General features: G+C 42.2%; 21 protein-coding genes. 10 read left to right on the top strand and 11 right to left on the bottom strand.

Annotated elements, in window-relative coordinates; all coding sequences use genetic code 11:
• Positions 1-50 precede the first annotated feature (50 nt).
• The gene (gene rpoC / locus JFY49_RS14705; protein WP_086197249.1) at positions 51-4,241 is read left to right on the top strand and encodes a DNA-directed RNA polymerase subunit beta'; all 4,191 of its coding nucleotides are present in this window, start codon (positions 51-53) and stop codon (positions 4,239-4,241) included.
• A gap of 158 nt (positions 4,242-4,399) precedes the next feature.
• Here rpoC and JFY49_RS14700 read toward each other — a convergent pair whose 3' ends face one another.
• Positions 4,400-5,266 (bottom strand): alpha/beta hydrolase, encoded by an 867-nt coding sequence (locus JFY49_RS14700; RefSeq protein ID WP_166168486.1) that lies wholly within the window; start codon positions 5,264-5,266, stop codon positions 4,400-4,402.
• A 303-nt stretch (positions 5,267-5,569) separates the two neighbouring features.
• Here JFY49_RS14700 and JFY49_RS14695 point away from each other — a divergent pair, with 303 nt between their 5' ends.
• Positions 5,570-5,929 (top strand): DNA transfer protein p32, encoded by a 360-nt coding sequence (locus tag JFY49_RS14695; protein WP_086197247.1) that lies wholly within the window; start codon positions 5,570-5,572, stop codon positions 5,927-5,929.
• A gap of 50 nt (positions 5,930-5,979) precedes the next feature.
• Here the strand turns inward: JFY49_RS14695 and JFY49_RS14690 are convergent, their stop codons facing one another.
• On the bottom strand, positions 5,980-6,465 hold the full coding sequence (locus JFY49_RS14690; protein WP_180043493.1) for a PaaI family thioesterase: 486 nt from the start codon (positions 6,463-6,465) through the stop codon (positions 5,980-5,982).
• 119 nt (positions 6,466-6,584) lie between these two features.
• Here JFY49_RS14690 and JFY49_RS14685 point away from each other — a divergent pair, with 119 nt between their 5' ends.
• The 5 genes from JFY49_RS14685 (at position 6,585) to htpG (ending at position 12,452) form a co-directional block, all read left to right on the top strand.
• Positions 6,585-7,454, top strand: coding sequence for an alpha/beta fold hydrolase (locus JFY49_RS14685; protein WP_180043490.1), 870 nt, complete (start codon positions 6,585-6,587; stop codon positions 7,452-7,454).
• Between the two features lie 129 nt (positions 7,455-7,583).
• Positions 7,584-8,996 carry a Na+/H+ antiporter family protein gene (locus tag JFY49_RS14680; protein ID WP_180043488.1) on the top strand — a complete coding sequence of 471 codons (1,413 nt, stop codon included), beginning with the start codon at positions 7,584-7,586 and terminating at the stop codon, positions 8,994-8,996.
• Between the two features lie 300 nt (positions 8,997-9,296).
• The gene (locus JFY49_RS14675; protein WP_200223317.1) at positions 9,297-9,911 is read left to right on the top strand and encodes an OmpW/AlkL family protein; all 615 of its coding nucleotides are present in this window, start codon (positions 9,297-9,299) and stop codon (positions 9,909-9,911) included.
• 183 nt (positions 9,912-10,094) lie between these two features.
• A complete protein-coding gene (locus JFY49_RS14670) occupies positions 10,095-10,439 on the top strand; it encodes a lysozyme inhibitor LprI family protein (RefSeq protein WP_166168501.1) in 345 nt (114 codons plus the stop codon).
• Between the two features lie 93 nt (positions 10,440-10,532).
• Entirely contained in the window at positions 10,533-12,452 is a 1,920-nt protein-coding gene (gene htpG, locus JFY49_RS14665; RefSeq protein ID WP_200223315.1) for a molecular chaperone HtpG, read from the top strand.
• 93 nt (positions 12,453-12,545) lie between these two features.
• Here the strand turns inward: htpG and JFY49_RS14660 are convergent, their stop codons facing one another.
• From JFY49_RS14660 to JFY49_RS14640, 5 genes are all read right to left on the bottom strand, one after another.
• Complete coding sequence (locus JFY49_RS14660) at positions 12,546-13,664, bottom strand: hypothetical protein (protein WP_180082280.1); 1,119 nt, start codon at positions 13,662-13,664, stop codon at positions 12,546-12,548.
• 85 nt (positions 13,665-13,749) lie between these two features.
• Positions 13,750-15,237: a hypothetical protein gene (locus JFY49_RS14655; protein ID WP_200223314.1), complete on the bottom strand. Its 1,488-nt coding sequence runs from the start codon at positions 15,235-15,237 to the stop codon at positions 13,750-13,752.
• A gap of 15 nt (positions 15,238-15,252) precedes the next feature.
• On the bottom strand, positions 15,253-15,432 hold the full coding sequence (locus JFY49_RS14650; RefSeq protein ID WP_200223313.1) for a hypothetical protein: 180 nt from the start codon (positions 15,430-15,432) through the stop codon (positions 15,253-15,255).
• Between the two features lie 339 nt (positions 15,433-15,771).
• Positions 15,772-15,957 carry a hypothetical protein gene (locus tag JFY49_RS14645; protein WP_200223312.1) on the bottom strand — a complete coding sequence of 62 codons (186 nt, stop codon included), beginning with the start codon at positions 15,955-15,957 and terminating at the stop codon, positions 15,772-15,774.
• 242 nt (positions 15,958-16,199) lie between these two features.
• Entirely contained in the window at positions 16,200-16,415 is a 216-nt protein-coding gene (locus JFY49_RS14640; RefSeq protein WP_200223311.1) for a hypothetical protein, read from the bottom strand.
• 241 nt (positions 16,416-16,656) lie between these two features.
• On the opposite strand from JFY49_RS14640, the gene JFY49_RS14635 reads away from it, so the two are divergent.
• On the top strand, positions 16,657-16,857 hold the full coding sequence (locus JFY49_RS14635) for a dodecin family protein (protein WP_086197235.1): 201 nt from the start codon (positions 16,657-16,659) through the stop codon (positions 16,855-16,857).
• Positions 16,858-16,941: 84 nt separating this feature from the next.
• Here JFY49_RS14635 and JFY49_RS14630 read toward each other — a convergent pair whose 3' ends face one another.
• Complete coding sequence (locus tag JFY49_RS14630; RefSeq protein WP_180043474.1) at positions 16,942-17,643, bottom strand: DsbA family oxidoreductase; 702 nt, start codon at positions 17,641-17,643, stop codon at positions 16,942-16,944.
• Between the two features lie 246 nt (positions 17,644-17,889).
• On the opposite strand from JFY49_RS14630, the gene JFY49_RS14625 reads away from it, so the two are divergent.
• The gene (locus JFY49_RS14625; RefSeq protein ID WP_200223310.1) at positions 17,890-19,149 is read left to right on the top strand and encodes an OmpP1/FadL family transporter; all 1,260 of its coding nucleotides are present in this window, start codon (positions 17,890-17,892) and stop codon (positions 19,147-19,149) included.
• Positions 19,150-19,367: 218 nt separating this feature from the next.
• Positions 19,368-20,117 carry a hypothetical protein gene (locus tag JFY49_RS14620; protein ID WP_200223308.1) on the top strand — a complete coding sequence of 250 codons (750 nt, stop codon included), beginning with the start codon at positions 19,368-19,370 and terminating at the stop codon, positions 20,115-20,117.
• Between the two features lie 95 nt (positions 20,118-20,212).
• Here the strand turns inward: JFY49_RS14620 and JFY49_RS14615 are convergent, their stop codons facing one another.
• The 3 genes from JFY49_RS14615 to ompR all read right to left on the bottom strand — a co-directional run bounded on the left by JFY49_RS14615 (position 20,213) and on the right by ompR (position 24,421).
• The gene (locus JFY49_RS14615; RefSeq protein ID WP_086197231.1) at positions 20,213-21,730 is read right to left on the bottom strand and encodes an acetyl-CoA hydrolase/transferase family protein; all 1,518 of its coding nucleotides are present in this window, start codon (positions 21,728-21,730) and stop codon (positions 20,213-20,215) included.
• 205 nt (positions 21,731-21,935) lie between these two features.
• The gene (locus JFY49_RS14610) at positions 21,936-23,396 is read right to left on the bottom strand and encodes an ATP-binding protein (protein WP_086197230.1); all 1,461 of its coding nucleotides are present in this window, start codon (positions 23,394-23,396) and stop codon (positions 21,936-21,938) included.
• Positions 23,397-23,656: 260 nt separating this feature from the next.
• Positions 23,657-24,421: a two-component system response regulator OmpR gene (gene ompR, locus JFY49_RS14605; RefSeq protein WP_180082271.1), complete on the bottom strand. Its 765-nt coding sequence runs from the start codon at positions 24,419-24,421 to the stop codon at positions 23,657-23,659.
• Positions 24,422-24,450: the final 29 nt, after the last annotated feature.

Below are 24,450 nucleotides of genomic sequence, written 5' to 3'. Positions count from 1 at the left end.
TTGTGACCCAGTTGTGAAGTGAAAATCTCCACAACACACGGAGAAAAAAATTGAAAGACTTGCTCGATATCATGCGCAAAAAGACGGATTCTGATGGTCATGCTCCAGTAGAGTTTGATCGCATCCGTATTGGTCTTGCGTCACCAGAAATGATTAAGTCATGGTCTCATGGTGAAGTTAAAAAGCCAGAGACAATTAACTACCGTACCTTCAAACCTGAACGTGACGGTTTGTTCTGTGCCAAAATCTTTGGTCCGGTAAAAGATTACGAATGCTTGTGTGGTAAATACAAGCGTATGAAATACAAAGGCGTCATTTGTGAAAAATGTGGCGTTGAAGTAACAACTGCGAAAGTTCGTCGTGAGCGTATGGGTCACATCGAATTGGCTTCTCCAGTTGCGCACATCTGGTTCTTGAAATCATTACCGTCTCGTATCGGTCTTCTTCTAGACATGACTTTACGTGACATCGAACGCGTATTGTATTTCGAATCTTACGTGGTCACTGACCCAGGTATGACTCCAATGGAGAAATACCAACTTCTGAACGATGAAGAATACTTCACGGCGTTAGAAGAGCACGGTGATGAATTCACTGCAAAAATGGGTGCAGAAGCTGTTCAGGACCTGTTGAAAGACATCGATCTTGAAGCTGAAATTTCACGTCTTCGCGAAGAAATTCCTAACACAACTTCAGAAACCAAGCTGAAAAAAGCGTCTAAACGCTTGAAGTTGATGGAAGCGTTCAAAGAGTCAAACAACAAGCCAGAATGGATGGTATTAACTGTATTGCCAGTTCTTCCACCAGACCTTCGTCCGTTGGTTCCGCTTGAAGGTGGACGTTTCGCGACTTCTGATTTGAACGATCTTTACCGTCGTGTGATTAACCGTAACAACCGTTTAAAACGTCTTCTTGACCTTGCTGCTCCAGACATTATCGTACGTAACGAAAAACGTATGCTGCAAGAGTCTGTAGATGCATTGCTTGATAACGGTCGTCGTGGTCGTGCAATTACCGGTTCGAACAAACGTCCGCTTAAATCTTTGGCTGATATGATCAAAGGTAAGCAAGGTCGTTTCCGTCAAAACTTACTTGGTAAGCGTGTCGATTACTCTGGTCGTTCGGTTATTACTGTAGGTCCAACTTTACGTTTGCACCAATGTGGTCTTCCGAAGAAAATGGCACTTGAATTATTCAAGCCATTCATTTTCGCAAAACTGCAAGCTTCTGGCCAAGCAACAACCATTAAAGCTGCGAAGAAAATGGTTGAGCGCGAAACTCCAGAAGTTTGGGACGTTCTTGCTCACGTGATCCGTCAACATCCAGTGATGTTGAACCGTGCGCCTACACTTCACCGTTTGGGTCTTCAAGCATTTGAACCAACCCTGATTGAAGGTAAAGCGATCCGTCTACACCCACTCGTATGTGCTGCGTTCAACGCCGACTTCGACGGTGACCAAATGGCGGTACACGTACCATTAACACTTGAAGCTCAGTTAGAAGCTCGTGCGTTAATGATGTCGACCAACAACATCTTGTCACCAGCCAACGGTGAGCCAATCATCGTACCTTCTCAGGACGTGGTCTTGGGCTTGTATTACATCACGCGTGATGCGATCAATGCCAAAGGTGAAGGTATGGTGTTCGCGGATACTGACGAAGTAAACCGTGCACTTGCAACAGGTCAGGTAGATTTACACGCTCGCGTTAAAGCACGTGTACACCAGACTGTGATTGACGAAGATGGAAACCGTGAACAGCAAACCATTATTGTTGACACGACTCCAGGCCGCTGTCTGCTTTGGGAAGTTGTTCCTGAAGGTATGGACTTCCAGCAAATCAACGTTGAGATGACGAAAAAGAACATCTCCAAGTTAATTAACTCTTGCTACCGTAAATTGGGTCTGAAAGATACCGTTATCTTTGCTGACCAATTGATGTACCTGGGCTTCCGTCAAGCGACTCGTTCTGGTGTATCTGTTGGTATGGAAGACATGCTCATTCCACCAGCGAAATACTCGATCATCGAAAAAGCAGAAGTTGAAGTTCGTGAAATCGAACAACAATTCGAACAAGGTTTCGTAACTGCCGGTGAACGTTATAACAAGGTAGTCGATATCTGGGCACGTACCAATGACCAGGTAGCGAAAGCGATGATGGATAACTTGTCTTTCACGACTGTTAAGAACAAACAGGGTGAAGATGAGAAACAGAAATCATTCAACAGTATCTACATGATGTCTGACTCGGGTGCCCGTGGTTCGGCAGCTCAGATTCGTCAGTTGGCGGGTATGCGTGGTTTGATGGCGAAACCAGATGGTTCGATCATTGAAACCCCGATTAAAGCAAACTTCCGTGAAGGTTTGACAGTACTTCAGTACTTCATTTCAACACATGGTGCGCGTAAAGGTTTGGCCGATACAGCACTTAAAACAGCAAACTCTGGTTACTTGACTCGTCGTCTGGTAGACGTAGCGCAGGATTTGGTTATTACCGAGCCGGATTGCGGTACTTATGGCGGTCTGGTCATGACGCCATTCATTCAAGGTGGCGATGTCATCGAGAATCTGGGTGCTCGAGTATTGGGTCGTGTTGTTGCTGAAGATGTGAAACGTGCTGGTTCTGACGAAGTCATTCTTCCACGTAACACGTTGATTGACGAAAAAATTGCTGCCTTCCTTGAAGAAGCAGGTGTCGATGAAGTTAAAGTACGTTCAGTTGTAAACTGTGAATCTACATTTGGCGTATGTGCGAAGTGTTATGGTCGTGACCTTGCTCGCGGTCACTTGGTGAATCCAGGTGAATCTGTGGGTGTAATGGCTGCTCAATCAATTGGTGAGCCAGGTACACAGTTAACCATGCGTACGTTCCACGTGGGTGGTGCTGCGAGCCGAACTTCTGCTGCAAACAGCGTACAAGTTCGTAACAAAGGTACAGTACGTTTCCACAACGTGAAAACAGTACAACATGCCAAAGGTCATTTGGTATCGACTTCACGTTCAGGTGAGATCGGTATTGCGGATGATTTAGGTCGTGAACGCGAACGCTATAAACTTCCTTACGGTGCATCTATCTTGTTGAAAGATGGTGAAGCTGTAGAAGCAGGCGGTATCGTAGCGACTTGGGATCCACATACACATCCATTGGTTACAGAAGTTGCCGGTAAAGTACGTTTCAGCCAAATTGCTGATGGCGTAACTGTGACATCGAAAACTGATGATGCAACAGGTATGACTACAATCGAAATCTTGCCAGTGACTTCACGTCCTGCGTCAGGTAAAGATTTGCGTCCAGCGGTTGTATTGGATACCACTGATGGTGGCGAACAGTTCTACTTCTTGCCACAAAATACCATTCTTTCTGTCCGTGATGGCGAAACGATTGGTGTCGGTGACGTTATTGGTCGTGTACCACAAGAAACTTCACGTACCCGTGATATTACCGGTGGTCTTCCACGCGTAGCTGACTTGTTCGAAGCACGTAAACCGAAAGAGCATGCAATTCTTGCTGAAATTTCTGGTGTTGTAAGCTTCGGTAAAGAGACTAAAGGCAAGAACCGTCTTGTGATTACTCCGGATGATGGCTCTGAGATTTACGAAGAGCTTATTCCGAAGTGGCGTACGATTAACGTGTTCGAAGGCGAGCATGTGAACCGTGGTGAAACCATTTCTGATGGTCCGCAAAATCCACACGACATCTTGCGCTTGAAAGGCGAAGTGGCATTGACCAACTACATCGTGAACGAAGTTCAGGACGTATACCGTCTGCAAGGTGTAAAAATCAACGATAAACACATCGAAGTGATCGTGCGTCAAATGTTGCGTAAAGTCGACATTACTGACGGTGGCGATACAAGCTTCATCAAAGGCGAACAAGTGGATTACATCCGTGTTATGAGTGAGAACCAAGCTGTTCTTGCACAGAACAAGTTCCCGGCGAAGTTTGAACGTCAATTGATGGGTATTACCAAAGCATCGCTTTCTACTGACTCGTTCATCTCTGCTGCATCGTTCCAGGAAACAACACGCGTGTTAACTGAAGCGGCTGTAACAGGTAAAGAAGATGACCTACGTGGCTTGAAAGAAAACGTTGTTGTGGGTCGCTTGATTCCAGCGGGTACTGGTCTTGCGTACCACTTGGAACGTCGTCGTCAAGAAGCAGAAGCTGCAGAACATGCGCTGGTTAATGACTTCTCTGATGTAGACCAAGCATTAAGCCAAGCATTTAACCAAGAATTCTAATTCGACGTTAAATGACTCAAAAAAGACGCCTTCGGGCGTCTTTTTTTATGCCTCTGTTTTTGAGAGCATATTGGGGATTTTAGAGAGGGAATAAGTTTTTTAAAAATAAGATCTTGTATGCTCAAATCATTTTTAGGTTAAATGAGATTGAAATAAGCTCATTTCTCCGTAGCGGAATGGCTTTGTATAAATAAATTCACCGCTTGGGTATATGTATTATTTTGCCCAAGTGACTGGTTGATTTCTCTGTGTGAAAGTGGAATAGGCAATAGCTGGGTTTTGGTTCCTGATTTTTGTGCTTGCTGAATAAATTGCTGTGCCTGTATACATGGTTGGTCTGGCCGAATTGTGGAACAAACAGCGAGAAATGCCGGTAAAGTTTGGTGTACTTGAGATATAGGAGAAAGTGCTTTCCAGTTTGATGGCTGATTACCAAAGGCTTGATCATAAAACCGTGCATGTCGAGTTTGCATAATAATTTCGACATTATAGGCAGCACTGTCTAAAGCCACTGTAGCACGCCAGGGCTGAGGCTGCGATGTCAGCCAGAGGGGGCGTGTAGTGAGTAGGCTGACTAAGTGTGCACCTGCTGAATGTCCCATCAGAACCAAACGTTTAGGATCAGCATGCCAATTTGCAGCCTGTTTCTGGATATAAATAAGTGCTTCTGCAATATCTTGGGTTTGTTGTTGTACGCTGACCTCAGGAACCAATCGATAATTGAGGGAAATAAATACCCAGTTTTGTTTGGTCCAATATGCCACTTTGTTTTTGACTACAGCCGCATTATTTTTATCTCCAGTGGTCCAGGCTCCTCCATGTACCATCACAATTAACGGTGTCAGCGTTTTATCTGGGAAAGCTTTGGTGGGGAAATAGATATCCATGACCTGTTGAGCATGAGGCCCATAAGCAATATTTTTCAGGACTTTGGTTTTATTCATTAAGCTTGTATCAGAAGAATCCGGATAGGCCGATGAATTGTAACAGAACAATGTAAATATCAAGCAAAGGCGTTTTTTCATTCTCGTGATCCTTCCCATTTAAATAATATTAAATAAAGCCGCTGTGTTATTTAAAATTTTTCTTATAAAGTTATGTATCGATGGGAATACTTTAACTGATTTCTGATTTCTGATTTCTGATTTCTGATTTCTGATTTCTGATTTCGAACAATCGATCTTCCACATGCCGAATCGATTTTTTGGTATTTTAATTAAAATTAAATTACAACATTCAACATTAAAACTTGGAAAAGTAACATTACGCGGATATTAACTTCACACTCATGACGTATGCTGTAACAAATAGCCAAAAGGACATATCTCATGAAAAAGTTAATGAGCGTGATGGCAATGGCAACCCTGTCGACTTTTATGCTGGCAGGGTGTGATTCTATGTCTCCAAGAGAGCAACGTATTGGCGCAGCTGCACTTGGTGGTGCGGTTGGTGGTGGTGTAGGGAATCAGGTTGGTGGCGGTATCGGTGCAGCTGTCGGTGGTGGTGCCGGTGCAGCAGTAGGCAGTAAAACCCAGGGTGGTTCTAACCGTAATGCGACCTATAGTGGTGTCGGTGGTGCTATTGGTTCTGCGGTGGGTAAAAGTATCTTTGGGGGTAATGCCGGAGCTGCCATTGGTGGTGCCATTGGTGGTGGAGCAGGTGCAGCCATTGAAGAGAAAAAACGTTAATGAAGTTTAAAAATTTGATAAAAAGCGCTTGTTAATCAGGCGCTTTTTTGTCAATTATGGCTGGCCTTTGGTTTTTTTCGGCGGATATAGATGGTTTTTTCTACCTCGGCAATCCGTACGCCCGATTCATCAAAAATATTTACATGATAGTTTCGGTATACCGGGGCGTGATTTTCAGCAAGTCGCTTAATCTGGTCAATTTCTGTTGGATCGAGACGAATATCGGCATACACCGTACCACGACCAGGTGAGAGAAATTGTATGGATGCAGATTTATCCCACACAATGTATTTTGAACCCAAATGATGCATCAAAATCAGCATATATAAAGGATCGACCATTGCATATAAACTGCCGCCAAAATGTACACCGACAACATTTTGATTTTTACGGGTTAAAGGCATTTTGATGCGAATATGGTAATTCGCCAGATCCACCTTATCGATTTCAATCCCTGCACCGCGGTAAGGTGCATAGCGATTTAATAAAAATTTAGAGATAGCAGGAATTGTCTGTAGTTTTTTGAAAAGGCTCATTTGGGTCAATTATTATTTTTCGGCTTCAGAACATACTAAAACACAATGATCAGGCTGGCATTGATCGGATTGCCCAGATTCTGCAATAAATAGGCAATAAAAGAATAGGATAAAAATATATGCAAGCACAAACACAATGGGTGACTACTTCAGATCAGCAGCGGCTTTATGTGAAAACATGGGGCAATGAGGCAAACCCTGCTTTAGTCCTGGTTCATGGCTATCCGGATAATCAGGAAGTTTGGGAGCTGGTCATTCAGCAGCTGATTCAAGATTTTTATGTGTTGAGCTATGATGTACGCGGTGCAGGGAAATCCTCCATTCCGAAACGGATTCGTGACTATCGGCTGGAACAGTTATCTTTAGATCTGGAAAGTGTGGTCAATACCGTATTGGAAGACCATCCTTTTCACTTGGCAGCACATGACTGGGGTTCAATCCAGTCTTGGGAATCGGTGACTGAGCCGAAGTTTCGGGGGCGAATTTTATCTTATAGTACTATTTCCGGGCCCTGTCTGGATCATACCGCTTTCTGGATGCGTCAGCAATTTAAACAAAATAAGCCCAGGTTTTTTAAACAGCTGACTAAATCCTGGTATATCGCGGTGTTTCAATTGCCCTTGTTGGCGCCAGTCATCTGGACTTTATTTACGCCTGAAAAATGGGACAAAGTTTTGCAACAGTTAGAGCAGCAAAAAGATTTACCTTTAAACAGCCATATTGCTGCAGATGGAAAACATGGTATTGGACTGTATCGTGCCAACTTCATCCCACGTTTAACCCAACCACGTCAGCGTTTTGCTGTTTGTCCGGTGCAGGCGATTGTGCTGAAAAGAGACAATTTTGTCAGTCCGGAACTGATTGATGAAATGCCGAAATGGGCAGAAAATTTTCAGCATGTAGAAATAGATGCTAACCATTGGGCAATATTGAGCCAAGCAGAGTTGGTCGCAGAATATATCAAAAAATTTGCGCTAAAAAATAATTGAACAATTCTTTTTGATATAAATTTTAATTAAAATCAATTTCTTGTTGTTTTTTGACTGAGCCGATTTATTTACAGTTTCAAAAGGGTGCATCTGTTAAAATAACGGCTTTTTATCTTCCTTAAAATTTTCATGAATGCAGTAGTAATTGCGATTGCCGTGATGTTTATACTCTCACTGGCACGAGTTTCTGTTGTCTTGACTTTGGTCATTTCAGCGATTATTGGTGGCTTGGTTGCAGGTCTAAGTTTGTCGGATACTGTAACTGCATTTAATGCGGGTCTGGGTGATGGGGCAGAAGTTGCCCTGGCTTATGCGGTATTGGGTGCTTTTGCTTTGGCCTTGTCAAAATCAGGCTTGCCTGATCTTTTGGCACATAAATTAATTGGTTTGCTGGGTGCGGAAGCCACGCATCAAAAAACCAGAAAAGTAAAATATTTACTGTTAAGCATTTTACTGGTTGCAGCCATTTTTTCTCAAAACCTGATTCCTGTGCATATCGCCTTTATTCCGGTCTTGGTTCCTCCTTTACTTAAGGTTATGAATCACATGAATTTAGACCGTCGTGCGGCAGCATGTGTACTGACCATGGGGTTGGTCGGAACCTACATTTTCCTGCCAGTCGGTTTTGGTTCCATTTTCCTTGAACAAATTTTGATGGGCAACATCAATAAAATTGGTGCAGCCTATGGCTTGCATGTAGAGCGCTGGATGATGCCGATGGGGATGGCTATTCCGGTCATTGGCATGCTGATCGGTACGTTGACTGCTGTATTTTTCAGCTATCGCAAACCACGTCATTATATTGATCGTGCGGTTGCTCGTGTGACCACCATCGATCTGGACAAGCCAATTCGTGCGGGCGAAGTGAGTCTGCAAGCGGATGCCGAAGAACTCAAACATGAAGCAGAACAAGCGCCAGTCATCGCGAAAAAAACCATCTTTATGGCACTACTCGCGATTTCCTTGACTTTGGTTGCCCAGCTGTATTCAGGCTCGATGATCTTGGGTGGACTGGTCGGTTTTGCGGTACTGTCTGCTGCGGGTATCTTCAAATGGCAAGAGGCCGATGATGTCTTCGTTCAAGGCATGCGCATGATGGCATTGGTCGGCTTCATTATGATTTCTGCGGCTGGTTTTGCTTCGGTGATGACGCATACTGGTGACATCAATAGTCTGGTGAATGGGGTAGTGCATCTGATTGGTGACAACAAAGCCTTGGCTGCATTCCTGATGCTGTTTATTGGTTTGTTCGTAACCATCGGGATTGGTTCATCATTCTCCAGTGTACCGGTATTGGCAGTGATTTATGTACCGCTGTGCATACAATTTGGCTTTTCTCCATTGGCTACTGTGGCCTTGATTGGTACCGCAGCAGCATTGGGTGATGCCGGCTCTCCAGCTTCAGACTCAACTTTAGGTCCAACTGCAGGTCTGGGTGTAGATGGTCAGCATGATCATATTTGGGATACGGTTGTTCCAACATTTATCCATTTTAATATTCCATTATTGGTATTTGGCTGGATTGCTGCAATGGTACTTTAATGAATTTTTAATTCATTTTATTGCTTATTTTAAAACATGTATTTAAAATAAATGTTATTAAATAATTAATATAATAAAACCAAGCAATATACTTGGAATATAATCATTAATCTGATTAACATGGTTGGTATTAAAAACCAACTATGTTGATCTGATTAAAATAAATAACTAATATTTTCAATAGTTTAAAAATAAATAAATTTAAAATAATTAATGGCTATTGCATATTAATAATAGGCATGTTTATTATTAATTAATGTTTAAATTTTGTAGTAATTATCCTTCTAGAGGTGATTTAAAATGTTAAAACAAGTTGCTCTTATCGCGTTAATGGGGATGTCTGCTTCTGCAATGGCAGGTCAATGGCAGGTTAAAGTGGGTGGTTCTGTAGTTGCTCCAACTGGAGACACAAGTATTTTAGGTGGCGCAGCTAAAGTAGAAGCTGATGATGAATATGCATTCACGCCTTCCGTGGAATATTTCTTCAATGACAATATTTCAACTGAATTACTTCTTGCAACACCAATTAGTCATGATGTGTTGTTGAATGGAGATAACGCTGTAAAAATTAAACAGTTACCACCTACCTTGACAGTGAAATATAATTTTAAAAACTCAACTGGCTTCACACCATACATTGGTGTGGGTGGTACAGCATTCATTGCTTGGGATGAAAGCGAACGTGGTCCTTTAACTGGTACTGATGTTAAAGTTAAAGAAGACTTTGGTTTTGCAGGTCAAGTTGGATTGAACTTTAAACCAGCAGATGCGAAAAACTGGGGTGTATTTGCTGACGTACGTTATGCGAAAATTAGCCCTGAAGTAACAGTTAAAGCAGGCGGTACTACTCCTACTAAATTTGATTTGGATATTGATCCACTTGTGTACACTATTGGCTATAGCTACAAATTCTAAAATAAAAATAGATATAAAATAAAAACAATAAATCAGCGCCAAAATCCCCATCTCTGATGGGGATTTTTTATTTCATCATTCAGTCACAATAAAGTACATAAATTGAGCACTTTTATCCTGTTTAATCATTAAAAATGCGTTTAAGTTGAGAGTCTACAATAAGCTAAAAAAGCAGGAAGAATCATGAAATTATTCACTCTGTATGGTGTGGTCTTTTTTAGTTTTTTAAGTGGCTCGGTTTATGCAGCCAGTTTTAATTGTGACAAAGCAGAAACGTCAACTGAACATGCCATTTGCGAGCACCGTGCCATTAATGATGCCGATGTCAAAATGGCCACCACCTACAATATTATTAAGCGTCTGGTACCGATGGGAACACGTGGTGTCATTCAGGATGAGCAGGTCAAATGGTTACAGTTGCGTGACCAATGTGGCAATTCAAGCCGCTGTTTAACTGAAGTGTATAAAATGCGCCAGCAAAAGCTGAATTTGTATATGGAGCGTGTGTATCAACAAGGGCCTTTTTAAGAAAAATTTATTTGACCCTATTGAAAATTCTTTAACTTACTCCATTCATTAAGCATCCAATAAAAACCATGTAATGAATTTAAGGAGTGATTTATGAGCGAACAAAGCGCACAAAAACATAGTTTCCAGGCGGAAGTAGCGCAGCTATTGCATTTGGTGACGCATTCTCTCTATTCAAACCCTGAAATTTTTCTGCGAGAACTGATCTCGAACGCTTCAGATGCCTGTGACAAGTTGCGTTTTGAAGGGATTAACCATCCTGAATATTATGAAAATGACCCTGACTTGCATGTACGTGTCAGTCTGGATAAAGAAAATAAAACCCTCACTATTTCCGACAACGGTATTGGTCTGACTCAACAGGAAGCGATTGATAATCTGGGCACCATTGCCAAATCAGGCACCAAGGACTTCATGTCTAAATTGTCAGGAGATCAAAAAGCGGATGCGCAGTTGATTGGCCAGTTTGGTGTCGGTTTCTATTCAGGCTTTATTGTGGCTGAAAAGATTACCGTGGAATCGCGCCATGCCGCTGCTGATGTCGCTGACGGTGTACGCTGGATTAGCACTGGCACAGGTGATTTTGAAGTTGAACAGATTAACAAGGCTTCACGTGGAACAGACATTATTTTGCATTTGCGTGACAATGTACTGGAGTATTTAGAATCTTATAAAGTTAAGCAAATCATCAATAAATATTCTGACCATATTAGCCTGCCAATTGAAATGCAAAAAGAAATCTGGCAGCAAGAAGAAGTGGCTGAGGGGGAAGAAGCTAAGCCAGGTCAGATGGTAAAAACAGATGAATGGGAAGCCATTAACTCTGCCAGCGCACTTTGGACCCGCAATAAAAACGAGATCACTGACGAGCAATATACCGAATTCTACAAGAATCTCAGTCATGACTTTGATGCACCTTTGGCCTGGACCCATAACCGTGTAGAAGGCAGCACGGAATACACACAATTGCTTTATATTCCAAGCAAGGCTGCAAGTAACCTCTTTACCCGTGAAGCCAAAGCCGGCATCAAGCTATATGTCAAACGCGTGTTTATTATGGATGAAGCAGATAACCTGATTCCAAACTATTTGCGTTTTGTGCAAGGGGTGGTGGATAGTGCCGATCTTCCACTCAATGTTAGCCGTGAATTGCTGCAAGAAAGCCGTGACGTGAAAACCATTCGCGAAGGGAATGCACGCCGTGTGCTGACCATGCTGGATGCTTTGGCGAAGTCTGAAGATGAAAAAGACCAGGAGAAATTCAAAACGTTCTATGCTGAATTTGGTTCGGTGATTAAGGAAGGTTTGGGTGAAGACTTTGGTAACCGTGAACGGATCTTAAAATTATTGCGCTTCTCGACTTCCAGCAATGATGAAATTTCAACGTCATTGGCAGATTACAAAGCACGCATGAAAGAAGGGCAAAAAGCCATTTATTACGTGACTGCGGAAAGCCTCAGTGCTGCGAAGAATTCGCCACAGCTGGAGCTGTTCAAGAAAAAAGGTATTGAAGTGCTGTTAATGGCGGACCGTGTAGATGAATGGGCGATGGAGTTCATTCATGAATTCGATGGAACGCCAATGCAAAACGTGTCCAAGGGTGCAGTAGACTTGGGTGATTTGCAGGATGCTGAAGAGAAGAAAGCACTGGAAGTAGCAGCTGAACAGTTTAAGCCTGTGGTGGACAAGCTTTCGGATTCTCTCAAAGCCAAAGCCCAACAAGTGCGTGTGACGACTCGTTTGGTCGATTCACCGGCATGTTTGGTGACAGGCGAAGGTGAGCTGTCTCCACAATTGATTCGCATGCTGAAACAGGCTGGTCAGGCGGTTCCTGAATCAAAACCAATCCTGGAAATTAACCCTGAACATCCGCTGGTGAAAAAGCTGGAAGGATCGAACCAGTTTGATGACCTGGCCAATGTGATTTTTGACCAGGCAGTGATTGCTGAAGGCGGTTTGCCTGATGACCCTGCAGCCTATGTAAAACGTATTAACAGTTTATTGCTGAAATAAGTCCTTTTCGCGTTAAGCAAAAAACCTCCTTCGGGAGGTTTTTTATTGCAGAAAATAGGTGTATTGATGGCCCAATTTGTTTATTGCTCCGCACTAGAACAATGCTTCCATACGCACTAATACACCGAGGAAATGGCTGCGATCTTCACGATGGTCATTGAGATAGTTTAAATCGCCCTGTAGAAAAAACCATTCACGCACAAAAGGTTGCCGCCATGAAATATAGGGTCCCCAACTGTTCAGGCGAAGGTCGTTATTATTATAAAAACCGCCGGTATATAAGCCATAAGCAAAACGGTTATTCTGGAAAAATTGATGTTGTCTGAATAGATAATTATCCCAAGTGACATCGTCATCTTGCTTGTCGGCATAGGTCAGGCTGAGCTGATTGGATAAAAACGGCTGATTCGGCCGTGCATGGGTAAGTTCCAGATTGGTTCGCAAGTAGTTTTCACTATCTATGCCATAGCGGTAAATCTGTTCGGCATGAAATCTGAAATCATTTTCCAGTTGCCAGTCTCTGGACGCTTTAAGTCTTACATAAATATCATCCCCTGAACGAATCCCCAAATCCAGATCGGTTTCAAAAGGCAGCCGTTTGGAAAAATCCGACCAACGCAAGGCCAAGGAACTGTTACTTTCTTGTGTTCGTTCACGGTCTAAAGCTTTACTACTGGTGCTACCTGGATTTTCATCGGTAATAGCAACATTATTGTTCAGTTCGTTATCTAAAGAGTCATCACCGAATACCAAACTGATTTTACGTTCCAAGGTTGGAAGTTTAATTTTTCCGCGCAGACGTGGGCTAACTTCATAACCATCATGTTTATTCCAGCTGTTATCGATAATCAGGCGTAGGGTTGCTGAAGCTGGATCATTTGGATCGGGTTGCCCAAACCATTGATCTATTTTATGGGAGCTACGGTCTGTCCAGTTGCGGATTTCATGTTGTTTACGGTCTAGCCAGCTTTGTTTTTCAGTGGCCTGGATCGGAGGGACAATCACTGCATCTGACTGTTGCGGTAAAACTGTCGGCATCGCATCAATCAGGCTTGGAATCTGACTGAGCAAATTAAAATCTGTTTCTGTTGCGTTAAGCTTTTGTTGATCAACCCCGGTTTCAGCTGAGTTTGACCAGCTGACAGTAGACATGAGTCCAGAGATCAACACACATAAGAGGGGGCTTAATAGAGATAATTTTTTTTTCCGCATATCCTTGCTCTTATATTGTCTGATGATGACTAGTCTGGTAAAAAATCACACTAAAAAGCAAGCTCTTGCTACAAAAAATAAAAACTTAATTTGAAATATGCTTTTGAATCTCTTTATATAATTCCCGGCAATTAATCGGGGAACTGAATTGAGCAGTAATCATCTGAATCATTTGCCAGCTAATGCCATGATGGCGTTCCAATAAAAAATAAGGATAGGCCGATTCATTCTGTGACAGGGCTAAACGTTTGTGCCCATGAATAAGCCGTATTTTTTGCCGTTCTTTGAGTAAAAGTAGCGGTGTTTTAATATCGGCGGCACTTTCATCCAGCTGAATAATTTTTTGGGTTTGAATCAGTTGTGCAGGAATAAATGGCATATAGTTTTCATCATGCCAGATGCAAATGGCTTTATGCGTATAGACATCAAACAGGGCTTCAATAGAGTTAAAATGATCGGCCAAGTCTATCCAGGGAATTGTCTTGATTGCAGCCAGGGCATATTGCTCAGCATTATTCAATAATGGCATGAACTGCATGGCCTGCGTCTGGTTTTCTGCACCCAGTAATGCCAAATATCGAACAAAACAACCTTGCTGATTGATCTGCTCTGCCAGATAAATTGGGTAATGCTGCCATTTTTCCAGGTCTGCACCATGTAACAGTAAATCTAGATACGGGGCAATTTCTGGCAGGCTGGGAATGTCTAAACGATATAGCTGCTGTAATGAGGCTTCTTCGCCAGGTAGCGAATGAATACGGGCGACATATTGATTGAGTTGCAGGGTTTCTGCAACATCTTTGATGATAGATGACGGAGCCGCTGTATTCTCTATATCGGTGTGGGCGAGCGTAGAAGCCGCCATCGGTAGATCAGGTTCTACAGCTGAAGACGGTTGCTGAATCTCGGCAGGCTGCTGGCTTTGCTGCGCAGATGTTTCAGTGGCTATCGGCTCTTGATCTGAATACAGCTCAGTTATGGATAAATCCATTAAATTGGATTGTTCATGTTCAGCAATGGTTTGAAGCTCATCAGCAGCTACAGTTAGATTGGTCTCAGTCTCAGTTAAAACACTCGTTAGCTTTGGTACAATCAAATTTTGAATCTGTTTGAGTTCGTAGTCTGTTTTTAGGCAACCATAGTTCTGTTGTTGTTGCAGCATCCAGTGATAGGCATCATCCAGATTTTCCCATTCGCTGATCAGGGCTGTACGATTTGCTGCCGGAATTAACCAGATTTGCCAACCGAGTTGAGGATCATGCAAAATAGCCCAGCCAAAATCAGGATGTTGATAAAGGGCTTGCTCTAGCGCTTTACCTTGCTGAAATACGCCACGAAAAGAGAGCTGAAACAGGGTTTGAGCGGCGAAATCTGTAGCTGCTTTTTCGGGCTGGCTATGGGATTTAAATTGTAAAATCTGTTTTTTAAAAATCGGTTCATCACATAAAGCAAAAATGTCTTTTATCCTGGCTTTTGAGCGGGCAATTTCAAAGAAAGATAAGGAACGTTGTTCCAAGCCATCGATGAGTTGATTTAATTCTTGAATCAGCTTGGCTTTTTCTAAGACATTCATGTGCTGATCTCACCTCTAGAGATGCTTTTGCGCTTTTTCTAGATAACTTGCCAATACGATATTAATCGCGAGTTCAAGTAACTTATATTCTGCAGACGTGGGCTGGGAGTAATGCTCAGCAAGCATGATCAACTGATCGGTGTTGATCGTTTGCGGAGTAATCTTGCCTTGAATCAGTGCTTGAAGTTCTTGCATATACACACTTCTTCTTGAGTGAATTATTTATTTAATTGTTTTGATTATATGTATTTAGTAAAAAAAAGCATGAAAAAAAATGTCAGTTTTTGAGTATTTATAGACATAATTTGCAAAAAATGTAAATTTTAAATAAAAAATAAGCAATTTTTTGGCAGGAGAGAGCAGAAATCTGCTGATCAGGCTTTAGCTGTCCTGTTATTTTGCAAAGAAAGTGATGAAATGACAGATTAAAACGATGTTCTGATCAAACATAAGCTGGTGAACAAAATGCCAATTTATGCTGATAAAAAAACCAGACCACATTTGTTTTGTCTGGTTTTTTTATGGATTTTTAGATTAGGCAGCTGTTTTAGATGCAGTCACACTCTGTGTCTCAGCTTTAGCAACTGGTGCTTTTTGTTCAGCATTCACGATTTCTGTTGCTTTGTTGACAGGAAAATCTGGGGTATAAACAATTTGAGCAGAAAGGTTAGCAGAGCAAGCCACAATAGCAACAGCGATAAGAGATTTAATCAGGTTCATCATCATTTTCCTTTAGTGAAAGGATGTCTGGTTCATTCAGAAATGAAGCAGGTAAGGAGAGAAATAAAAATAAATTTCATGTGAATGATATCAAGAAGTGATTGAATCAAGTAAGGAGGTGAGAGCAAAAAAAGATGAACGGTGAGTTTAAAATATTATATAAATCATGTATTTAGAGTTTTTGCTCTAAGACAGACTGTCTGTTAACAATCTGTCTTAACTGCTTTGAAAATATATAAAAATTATTTTGCATGGCATTTATTTTGGTATTTTTTTTCGTAAACCTTTCCCGCCACACCTCCAATAATGGCACCACTAAACGTACCGAAAACGGGTAATACACTACCAGCCACTGCGCCAATCAGTACACCTTTGAGCGTGGGTGAAAAAGGAGATTTTTCAGATGTGCTTTGTTCTGGACTGGTATCAATCATCGGATCTTGTATTTCAGTGTTCATATTTACCTCTATAAATTTCATGATTAGGAACTCAGATATTCCGCATATTAGCCTAGCGAATTGTGCTTTTAATTGTGTCCAAACCTTGTATAGATAAGTTGTCTTTTGTAAGAGGTTCAAAGCAAATAAGGGTATTGTGACCCGGCTGTAAGTTTTTGCGCTGTAATGTTAAAACTCACTTTTTTGTTTAGAAAATGTCCTATGATCTGGACTCAAAATAATAAAACCTGAGGTAAAAACAATGGCTATCGCAAAAGTGGTTGAAGTGAATTCAAGCAGTAATAAAAGTTTTGAAGATGCTATTCAAAGTGGCATAGATAAAGTGACCGAAACAGTGAAAAATGTGCAGGGTGCATGGATAAATGAACAAAAAGTGGTGATTAAGGATAATAAAATTACAGAATATCGGGTGAATTTAAAAATTAGCTTCTTGGTTGACTGAATTGAATAGATCAATGAATCTTAAAATAAAAAATCCCCAAGGACTGGGGATTTTTTATTGACTTGCTGTAGTTAAGACTTCAGCTTATTTTTCCGGAACATCACACTGATCTTCTTTACAGATTGCGCTATCTTCAGCAACTATGTTGTCTTGTTGAGGTGCTTCAAGGGCTTTTTTCATCACCTGTAAAAATACTTCACGTGGCTGTGCACCCGCGAGTGCGATCCGTTGATCAAAGACAAAGAAGGGTACCCCGGTCACTTTGAGCTGATCACGTGCTACTTCTTCATCAAATTTGACAAAATCTGCAAATTCGTCTGAATTGAGCACATCATCTACTTCAACCGGATTTAAGCCAATACGGGCTGCAACATCTTCCAGGGTTTCACGTTCACCAATGGCTAAACCTTGGGTCATATAACTATAGAAAAAGGCTTCTTTGGCTTCGGAACCCAAGCCTTTGCTTTGTGCCAAATGAATAATACGGTGAGCATTGAAGGTGTTGCCTGAATTGGCATTTTCCCAATTGAACTGAATACCTTCTTCTGCAGCCATTGCGGCAATATTGCGCTGCATTTCTTCAACTTCAGTCAGAGTACGGCCGTATTTTTGCGCCAGACGTTCAGAGTTGGATACTTCCTGGCGAACAGGTGCTTCCGGGTCAAGTTCATAACTATGCCAATGAACTTCAAGTTCTAAACCTGCCTGTTCAGCAGCAGCTTCCAGACGTTTTTTACCAATATAACAAAATGGGCAAACTACATCTGACCAGATATCTACGCGCATGAGAGTTCTCTTATCTTTTCTTGCTTCTATTGATGGGGATTCGGATCAAAATTTAAAGCATCTAAAAATGAAAAATCAGGAATTTATCAAATGGTATAAAATATATAGGTTTAAGGATAGATTGAAACTTAAAGAAGCGGGGGTCTTATGAAAAAATCGAATAAGCAATTCCATTTTAATTAGATTACAAGCCTTACAACAAATAATATTATTAAAAAATATATTATTATTTAATCAATTGTTAGCATGAATATTCACACTTCTCCCCGTTTTTTAGCTGCTTTATTACCATTGATCAGTACTCCTGTATTTGCAACAACTGGATATTTTATGCATGGTTATGGCATTAAGGCTCAAGGGAATGCTGGAGCCTCTGTTGCACATTTTCAAGATGCATTGACCATTGCAAATAACCCGGCAGGGTTGAGTTGGGTGGGCTCAAGAATCGATATTGGCGCTACACTTTTTGCTCCTGATCGCTCAGCAGAAATAGTGGGGAATGCTGTACCTGGTGCCAATGGTCATTATGATGGCAATGGTCGAAAGTATTTTGTGCTTCCTGAACTTGCTTATAACCATCAAGTGAATAATCAAGTTAATTTGGGGATCGCTATTTATGGCAATGGCGGTATGAATACCGGCTATAAGCAAAATCCATTTGCTGCATTTGGAAATCAAGGCAGTGCGGGTGTGGATTTGTCACAGGTGTTTATTTCTCCTGCTGTCTCTTGGCAATATGCGAAAAATCAATCGATTGGGGTTGCGACCAATATCTTGTATCAACGTTTTGAAGCCAAAGGTATTAGTGGTTTTACGGGTTTTTCTGTTGATGGCGATAAGCTCAGTAATAAGGGTAAAGACTCCGCTACTGGCGTTGGCGTACGTGTCGGTTGGGCTGGGAAGTTCTTTGATGAGCGTTTAACTCTAGGTGCAAATTATAGTTCTAAAATTGATGCAGACCGTTTTGATCAATACAGTGGCTTATTTGCACAACAAGGTGATTTTGATGTACCTGAAAGTTACGGTATTGGTGCAGCCTATCAGCTGACAGCAAAGTTGAACGTGGCTGCAGATGTGGAACGTATTAACTATTCAGATGTCGGTTCGGTTGGACATGCGATTAACCCGTTATTCCAGGGGCATGCCTTTGGGTCGGATCAAGGTCCAGGCTTTGGCTGGAATGACATTAACGTGTATAAAGTTGCAGCAAGCTATCAGGCTCATCCAAAATTAACTTTACGTGCCGGGTATAGTCATAACGACCAGCCCATTTCGGCGGATCAAACCTTCTTGAATATCTTGGCACCCGGGGTCGTGCAAGATCATTTGAGCGTAGGTGCAACCTGGAATGTAGATGCTCATCAAGAGCTCAGCATTGCATATACCCATGCTTTAGAAAAAGAAGTAAAGGGCAGTGAGTCCATTCCTGCAAACTTTGGTGGTGGTGAAGCGAATTTGACAATGAGTCAGAACATTTTAGGCTTGGCTTATGGTTATAAGTTCTAACCTGAGGCTTTCAAAAGTTGCGATAAAAGCCTTTTTCATCGGGCTTTTTTAGCTATGTAGTTTAATCTTCAATGAGCCATTTTCTTAAACAAGACATATGGACTTGATTTTAACTCATTTGCTGTCCTGCATACTTTGTGTACTTATTGTTTAATAAATGAACGATTTAAGGCTGAATCAAGTTATGATGTTAAAAAGGCGGTATAGAGGAGTCTGGTATGCCCAGAATTTTTCTCATCTTGGCATTGGCAACATGCAGCATATTTGGCTGGATGTTGTATCAATATTCGGTCCAGCAAAAGGAACTCAGCCAACTGCACAGCTACCAAACGGTATTGTATGAAAAAGCCGAACTCATTTATCAGCAGGCTCAAGACTGGTCTAAGCCGATCCAGATCAATGTCTCGGATAATCGTCTGCAGGGCGATTATAAAGTGATGGCGGATTTTGTGTTGAGTGAAATGATTCAAAATGCCGAAGCAAGAAATCAGTATTTGCGCGAGCTGAAAGCGATTCACTGGGATCAGTTTTTAAATATCGACCGTTTAGACCAAGACCGCGAGCAGAAATATGTAGAAACCGAGCAGATGTTGCAGCAAGCACATCTGCTCGCGAAGCGCTATCAGCAACAAACCCTACAGCGTGAACAAAATACCTTAGCCCGAGCTAAACAATTATCGATTAAATCACATCTCAGGCATCAGCTCACCGATAGCTTGCGTGAAAGCCGGGATAGTGATCAGACCCATGCGCTATTCGCTCTGGAGCTACAGGTTCTAGATAAGGCGGATGCCTTATTCCAGATTCTTAAAAATAATCAATGGGAGAAAAAGAACAAGACCTTTATGTTTTATCAGGATCAGCCCCTCAAGCAGTTTAATGATTTGTATAAGCAGATTCTGCAGTTAAATGCAGAAATAGAAAAAATTAAAAAGCAAAACCGTCAGGCGGTTGAGCAGCGTTTATAGATTTTGAGTTTCGATTGGGGGATGTCAGCTAAAGCAGCAGTTTAAAATAAAAAAGCGTACCGAAGTACGCTTTTTGATACTATTGAGTGAGGCGATTAAGCACTTTTCTCTTCAGCCTGAGCAGCAAGCATATGGCCGGTTTCTTCGAAGTTTGAATGCCAAGACAGCGCTTCACGAAGAATGTGTGGAGTTTGACCACCTTTAGCACATGCACGATCAAAGTAATTGTTTAGAGCATCACGGTACATCGGGTGAGCACAGTTGTCGATAATCACACGCGCACGTTCACGAGGTGCTAAACCACGTAAGTCAGCAAGACCCTGTTCAGTTACCAGAATGTCTACGTCGTGTTCAGCATGGTCAACGTGAGAAGCAAATGGCACCACAGAAGAAATGTCACCGCCTTTAGCGATAGACTTAGTCACGAAAATTGCCAAGTGGGCATTACGTGCGAAGTCACCAGAACCACCAATACCGTTCATCATTTTGGTACCGCATACGTGAGTTGAGTTTACGTTACCGTAAATATCGAACTCTAATGCAGTGTTGATACCGATAATACCGAGACGACGAACCAGTTCAGGGTGGTTCGAAATTTCTTGTGGACGAAGCACAAGTTTGTCTTTGTATTGCTCAAGGTTGTTAAATACTTTTTCGCCATATTTAGCAGAAAGCGTAATTGAAGAACCTGAAGCAAATTTCATTTTGCCAGCATCAATCAATTCGAAGGTACAGTCTTGAAGTACTTCTGAGTACATGATCAAGTCTTCGAAGTTCGAATCTTTCAAACCGGTCAATACTGCGTTGGCAATCGAACCGATACCTGCCTGTAATGGACCAAGATTAGAAGGAAGACGGCCTTCAGCCACTTCTTTTTCAAAGAATGCGATCAAGTGGTTCGCAATGCCTTGAGTTTCATCATCCGGTGCAGTCACGGTAGATGGAGAATCGTGGTATTCGCTGTTGAATACGATACCGACAATTTTTGCAGGATCGATATTGATGGCTGTTGTACCAATACGCTCATCCACTTTAGTCAACGGAATAGGTTGACGTGTTGGACGATATGTTGGGATGTAGATGTCGTGTAAACCTTCAAAAGCAGGGCTTAAGTTGGTGTTGATTTCTACAATCACTTTTTCAGCGAAAATAGCAAAGCTAGCAGAGTTACCCACAGATGTAGTTGGAATGATGCCGCCATCTTCAGTAATGGCAACAGCTTCAATCACTGCCACATCTGGCTTTTTAAGTTGCTGGTTACGCATTTGTTCAACAGTTTCAGACAAATGCTGATCGATGAACATCACTTCGCCTTTGTTAATGGCTTTACGTAACGTATTATCCACCTGGAACGGTAAACGGCGAGCAAGTACACCAGCTTCAGTTAACTGTTTATCTAAATCGTTACCAAGACTTGCGCCTGTAATTAAAGTAATTTTCAAAGGATTTGTTTGAGCCTGTTTTACCAGTGCCAGGGGAACAGCTTTTGCTTCACCTGCACGAGTAAATCCACTCATACCTACAGTCATACCATCTTGGATAAAAGTAGCAGCTTGTTCTGCGCTCATGACTTTGTCATGAAGTGACGCTAAACGAATACGATCTAAAGACATGGTCTACGCTCAATTCTTGTTCAAAACTAGACGGATTGTACCGTCCAAAAAACAAATTGTGCATGCCTGTTAGGCTAAGGTCTAATTTTTTGAAAAAATGTGGGTATAACGAATTTTTATGGTTTTTAATGCCTTGATTTTAATAGTGTAAAAACCAGGGGGGTAATCATTAAACAAAACTGTTTGTTGATTAATTGATCAAAGCTTAAAAGTGTCCCGTAATCGTTTGTTTAATTTTTTCTAAAGTGCCTTGCGGGATATTTTCCTCAACTTCATCATGCAGTAGAGGTAAAGAAATCAGTGCTTCCAAACCGCCTTGCGGGCGATTTTGAATGGTAAGCTGCCCTTGATGAAGATCAACAATACGTTTTACGATGGCCAAACCTAAACCACTGCCCTGAATGGTCCGGGCTTCATTGCCGCGCACGAAAGGTTGCATCAAATCTTCAATCTGGTCTTCAGGAATACCTTCGCCATGGTCGGCGACACGAATCAGCAGGTGATTGTTTTCCACTTTGGCAGATAACTCGATCGGTTCGGCGCCATAGCGTTTGGAATTGTTAATCAGATTACCAATCAGGCGCTTTAAAGACTGGCTACGTGCCTGAATAATTGGAACTTCCTCAGCTTCAAAACGCACGTCCAGCGGCTTGAACTGAATGACCAGTTCCTGTAACAGCATATTAATATCGGTGTCCTGAAGTTCTTCATCAGAGCCATCACGCATGTAGGAGATGAACTGGTTCAGGATGGCATCCATATCTTCGACATCATAAATGAAGCCTTCTTTCAAAAAGTCATCATCGGGCATCATTTCTGCACTTAAGCGGATACGGGTTAGCGGAGTACGCAAGTCGTGTGAAATCCCCGCCAGCATAATACGGCGGTCACGTTCAGTCTGCTCCAGCGTATAAATCATATGATTGAAGGCCTGATTGACTTCACGAATCTCTTGTGGCCCATGATTGGTTTCCAGATAGGGTGCTGAGCCGGTTTTGCTATAGTTGTTCGCTGCATCCTGCAAACGGCGAAGCGGGCGGTTCAACTGGCGAACTAGAGTCAAAATGATGGCAGCAGCAATCAGTGGAATACCAACTAACCAGCCATAGATCAGTTCGGGACTATAGTTGGCATAGGTTTTTAAAGGTTCACGGACCCAATTTCCGTTCATTTCTGGAGTCTGAATCCAGATACTGGGACTGGGTTTAAACTGGAAATAAACCGTTACATTTTCAACTTTCAGTTCTTTTGCCAGCTTTTTTTCTATTTGATTGGTAAAAAACTCGGCAATCACCTTGTCTCTTACACGGGGATATTCTGCGGGATTGGTAATATATTCAATGCCGACCCGATTTTTGAGCCATAAATCGGCATCAACTTCGGCATTATTATGAAAAATACGTAAGTCAGGATTGTTCAGAATTTCCAGCTCGACCCCTAAATAGCGGGCATGCTGCTGAATTTCAGGCAGGTAAAGCGTACGCCAGAAGAACCACAACGACATAAATAAACTGAAAAATACAACGAATAACACCAGCACGGTGGTACGCATTGCAGCAGAACGCGGCTTAATCTTATCCAGAAAGCGTTCCCAGCGGGTTCGCTTCTTTTCTGAATAAGCTTCGTAATCCGTAAATTTTTGCGGGTCGATGGGTTCAAGTTTCACGCCAGCTTCCTGTGGGCATTTTTATTTTTGAAAATCTGCAGTGATGTTCTTGGCTGAGTCTTACTGCTTTGACATTCAATTGAAGGATTTGCTTAAGTCACTTTTTTAAAAAATGAGTAACACTCTTACGCAAGAAAACTTTTGCCATTCGCTGAACTCGCCATCATTCATCTATAAATTCTGTTGAAGGATGGCTCAAACAGCAGCGAATGGCTTTTCCGGACAAGTGTTTGAGTTTGTCTTATCCGATAAAAATTGGCTTATTCAGCACCATCTGGAACAAACACATAGCCTACGCCCCAAACCGTTTGAATATAACGCGCACGGGCAGGGTTTTCTTCCACCAGACGACGTAAACGTGATACCTGAACATCAATCGAACGTTCCATCGCACCCCATTCACGGCCACGTGCCAAATTCATCAACTTGTCACGGGTTAAGGGTTCACGTGGATGTTGTACCAGTGCTTTCAGTACCGCAAATTCGCCCGTGGTCAGCGTGACCACCTGGCCTTCACGGGTCAGGGTGCGGGTCGACAAATCCAGTGACCAAGGGCCGAAGCTCACGACTTCCATTTGCTGGCTTGGTGCACCCGGGACTTCACGAACTTGGCGGCGTAATACGGCACGAATACGTGCGAGCAGCTCATTCGGGTTAAACGGTTTAGGCAGGTAATCATCAGCACCTGCTTCCAGGCCGGCAATACGGTCAGAATCACTGCCACGGGCAGTCAGCATGATAATCGGCGTATCGATATTGGATTGGCGTAAACGGCGACAAATACTTAAACCATCTTCAACAGGAAGCATAAAATCGAGCACGATCAGGGAGAAAAGTTCGCGCTGCAATAAACGATCCATTTGCGTTGCATCGTGAGCAGTTTTGACCACGAAGCCTTTATCTTCTAGAAAACGTTGTAACAACGTACGTAAACGCACATCATCATCCACAACGAGAATGCGCTCGACGCGATCAGGGTCGTTTTGTACTGGATCTGTTTTTTCAGCAGGTACCACTAAACTCATGATGTGCTCCTTTATCTTTATTGTCATCG

This window comes from Acinetobacter sp. CS-2 (genome assembly GCF_016599715.1).
Taxonomy (GTDB): Bacteria; Pseudomonadota; Gammaproteobacteria; order Pseudomonadales; family Moraxellaceae; genus Acinetobacter.
This window is presented reverse-complemented; position numbering and strand designations above follow the sequence as displayed.

What these genes read in the sequence shown, in the direction of transcription:
- ompR (WP_180082271.1), bottom strand. Translation starts at nt 24,421, where the DNA reads ATGAGTTTAGTGGTACCTGCTGAAAAAACAGATCCAGTACAAAACGAC.
- JFY49_RS14635 (WP_086197235.1), top strand. Translation starts at nt 16,657, where the DNA reads ATGGCTATCGCAAAAGTGGTTGAAGTGAATTCAAGCAGTAATAAAAGT.
- JFY49_RS14700 (WP_166168486.1), bottom strand. Translation starts at nt 5,266, where the DNA reads ATGAAAAAACGCCTTTGCTTGATATTTACATTGTTCTGTTACAATTCA.
- JFY49_RS14645 (WP_200223312.1), bottom strand. Translation starts at nt 15,957, where the DNA reads ATGAACCTGATTAAATCTCTTATCGCTGTTGCTATTGTGGCTTGCTCT.
- JFY49_RS14655 (WP_200223314.1), bottom strand. Translation starts at nt 15,237, where the DNA reads ATGAATGTCTTAGAAAAAGCCAAGCTGATTCAAGAATTAAATCAACTC.
- JFY49_RS14615 (WP_086197231.1), bottom strand. Translation starts at nt 21,730, where the DNA reads ATGTCTTTAGATCGTATTCGTTTAGCGTCACTTCATGACAAAGTCATG.
- JFY49_RS14690 (WP_180043493.1), bottom strand. Translation starts at nt 6,465, where the DNA reads ATGAGCCTTTTCAAAAAACTACAGACAATTCCTGCTATCTCTAAATTT.
- JFY49_RS14660 (WP_180082280.1), bottom strand. Translation starts at nt 13,664, where the DNA reads ATGCGGAAAAAAAAATTATCTCTATTAAGCCCCCTCTTATGTGTGTTG.
- JFY49_RS14650 (WP_200223313.1), bottom strand. Translation starts at nt 15,432, where the DNA reads ATGCAAGAACTTCAAGCACTGATTCAAGGCAAGATTACTCCGCAAACG.
- JFY49_RS14670 (WP_166168501.1), top strand. Translation starts at nt 10,095, where the DNA reads ATGAAATTATTCACTCTGTATGGTGTGGTCTTTTTTAGTTTTTTAAGT.
- JFY49_RS14630 (WP_180043474.1), bottom strand. Translation starts at nt 17,643, where the DNA reads ATGCGCGTAGATATCTGGTCAGATGTAGTTTGCCCATTTTGTTATATT.
- JFY49_RS14625 (WP_200223310.1), top strand. Translation starts at nt 17,890, where the DNA reads ATGAATATTCACACTTCTCCCCGTTTTTTAGCTGCTTTATTACCATTG.
- JFY49_RS14685 (WP_180043490.1), top strand. Translation starts at nt 6,585, where the DNA reads ATGCAAGCACAAACACAATGGGTGACTACTTCAGATCAGCAGCGGCTT.
- JFY49_RS14675 (WP_200223317.1), top strand. Translation starts at nt 9,297, where the DNA reads ATGTTAAAACAAGTTGCTCTTATCGCGTTAATGGGGATGTCTGCTTCT.
- JFY49_RS14640 (WP_200223311.1), bottom strand. Translation starts at nt 16,415, where the DNA reads ATGAACACTGAAATACAAGATCCGATGATTGATACCAGTCCAGAACAA.
- JFY49_RS14680 (WP_180043488.1), top strand. Translation starts at nt 7,584, where the DNA reads ATGAATGCAGTAGTAATTGCGATTGCCGTGATGTTTATACTCTCACTG.
- JFY49_RS14695 (WP_086197247.1), top strand. Translation starts at nt 5,570, where the DNA reads ATGAAAAAGTTAATGAGCGTGATGGCAATGGCAACCCTGTCGACTTTT.
- JFY49_RS14620 (WP_200223308.1), top strand. Translation starts at nt 19,368, where the DNA reads ATGCCCAGAATTTTTCTCATCTTGGCATTGGCAACATGCAGCATATTT.
- htpG (WP_200223315.1), top strand. Translation starts at nt 10,533, where the DNA reads ATGAGCGAACAAAGCGCACAAAAACATAGTTTCCAGGCGGAAGTAGCG.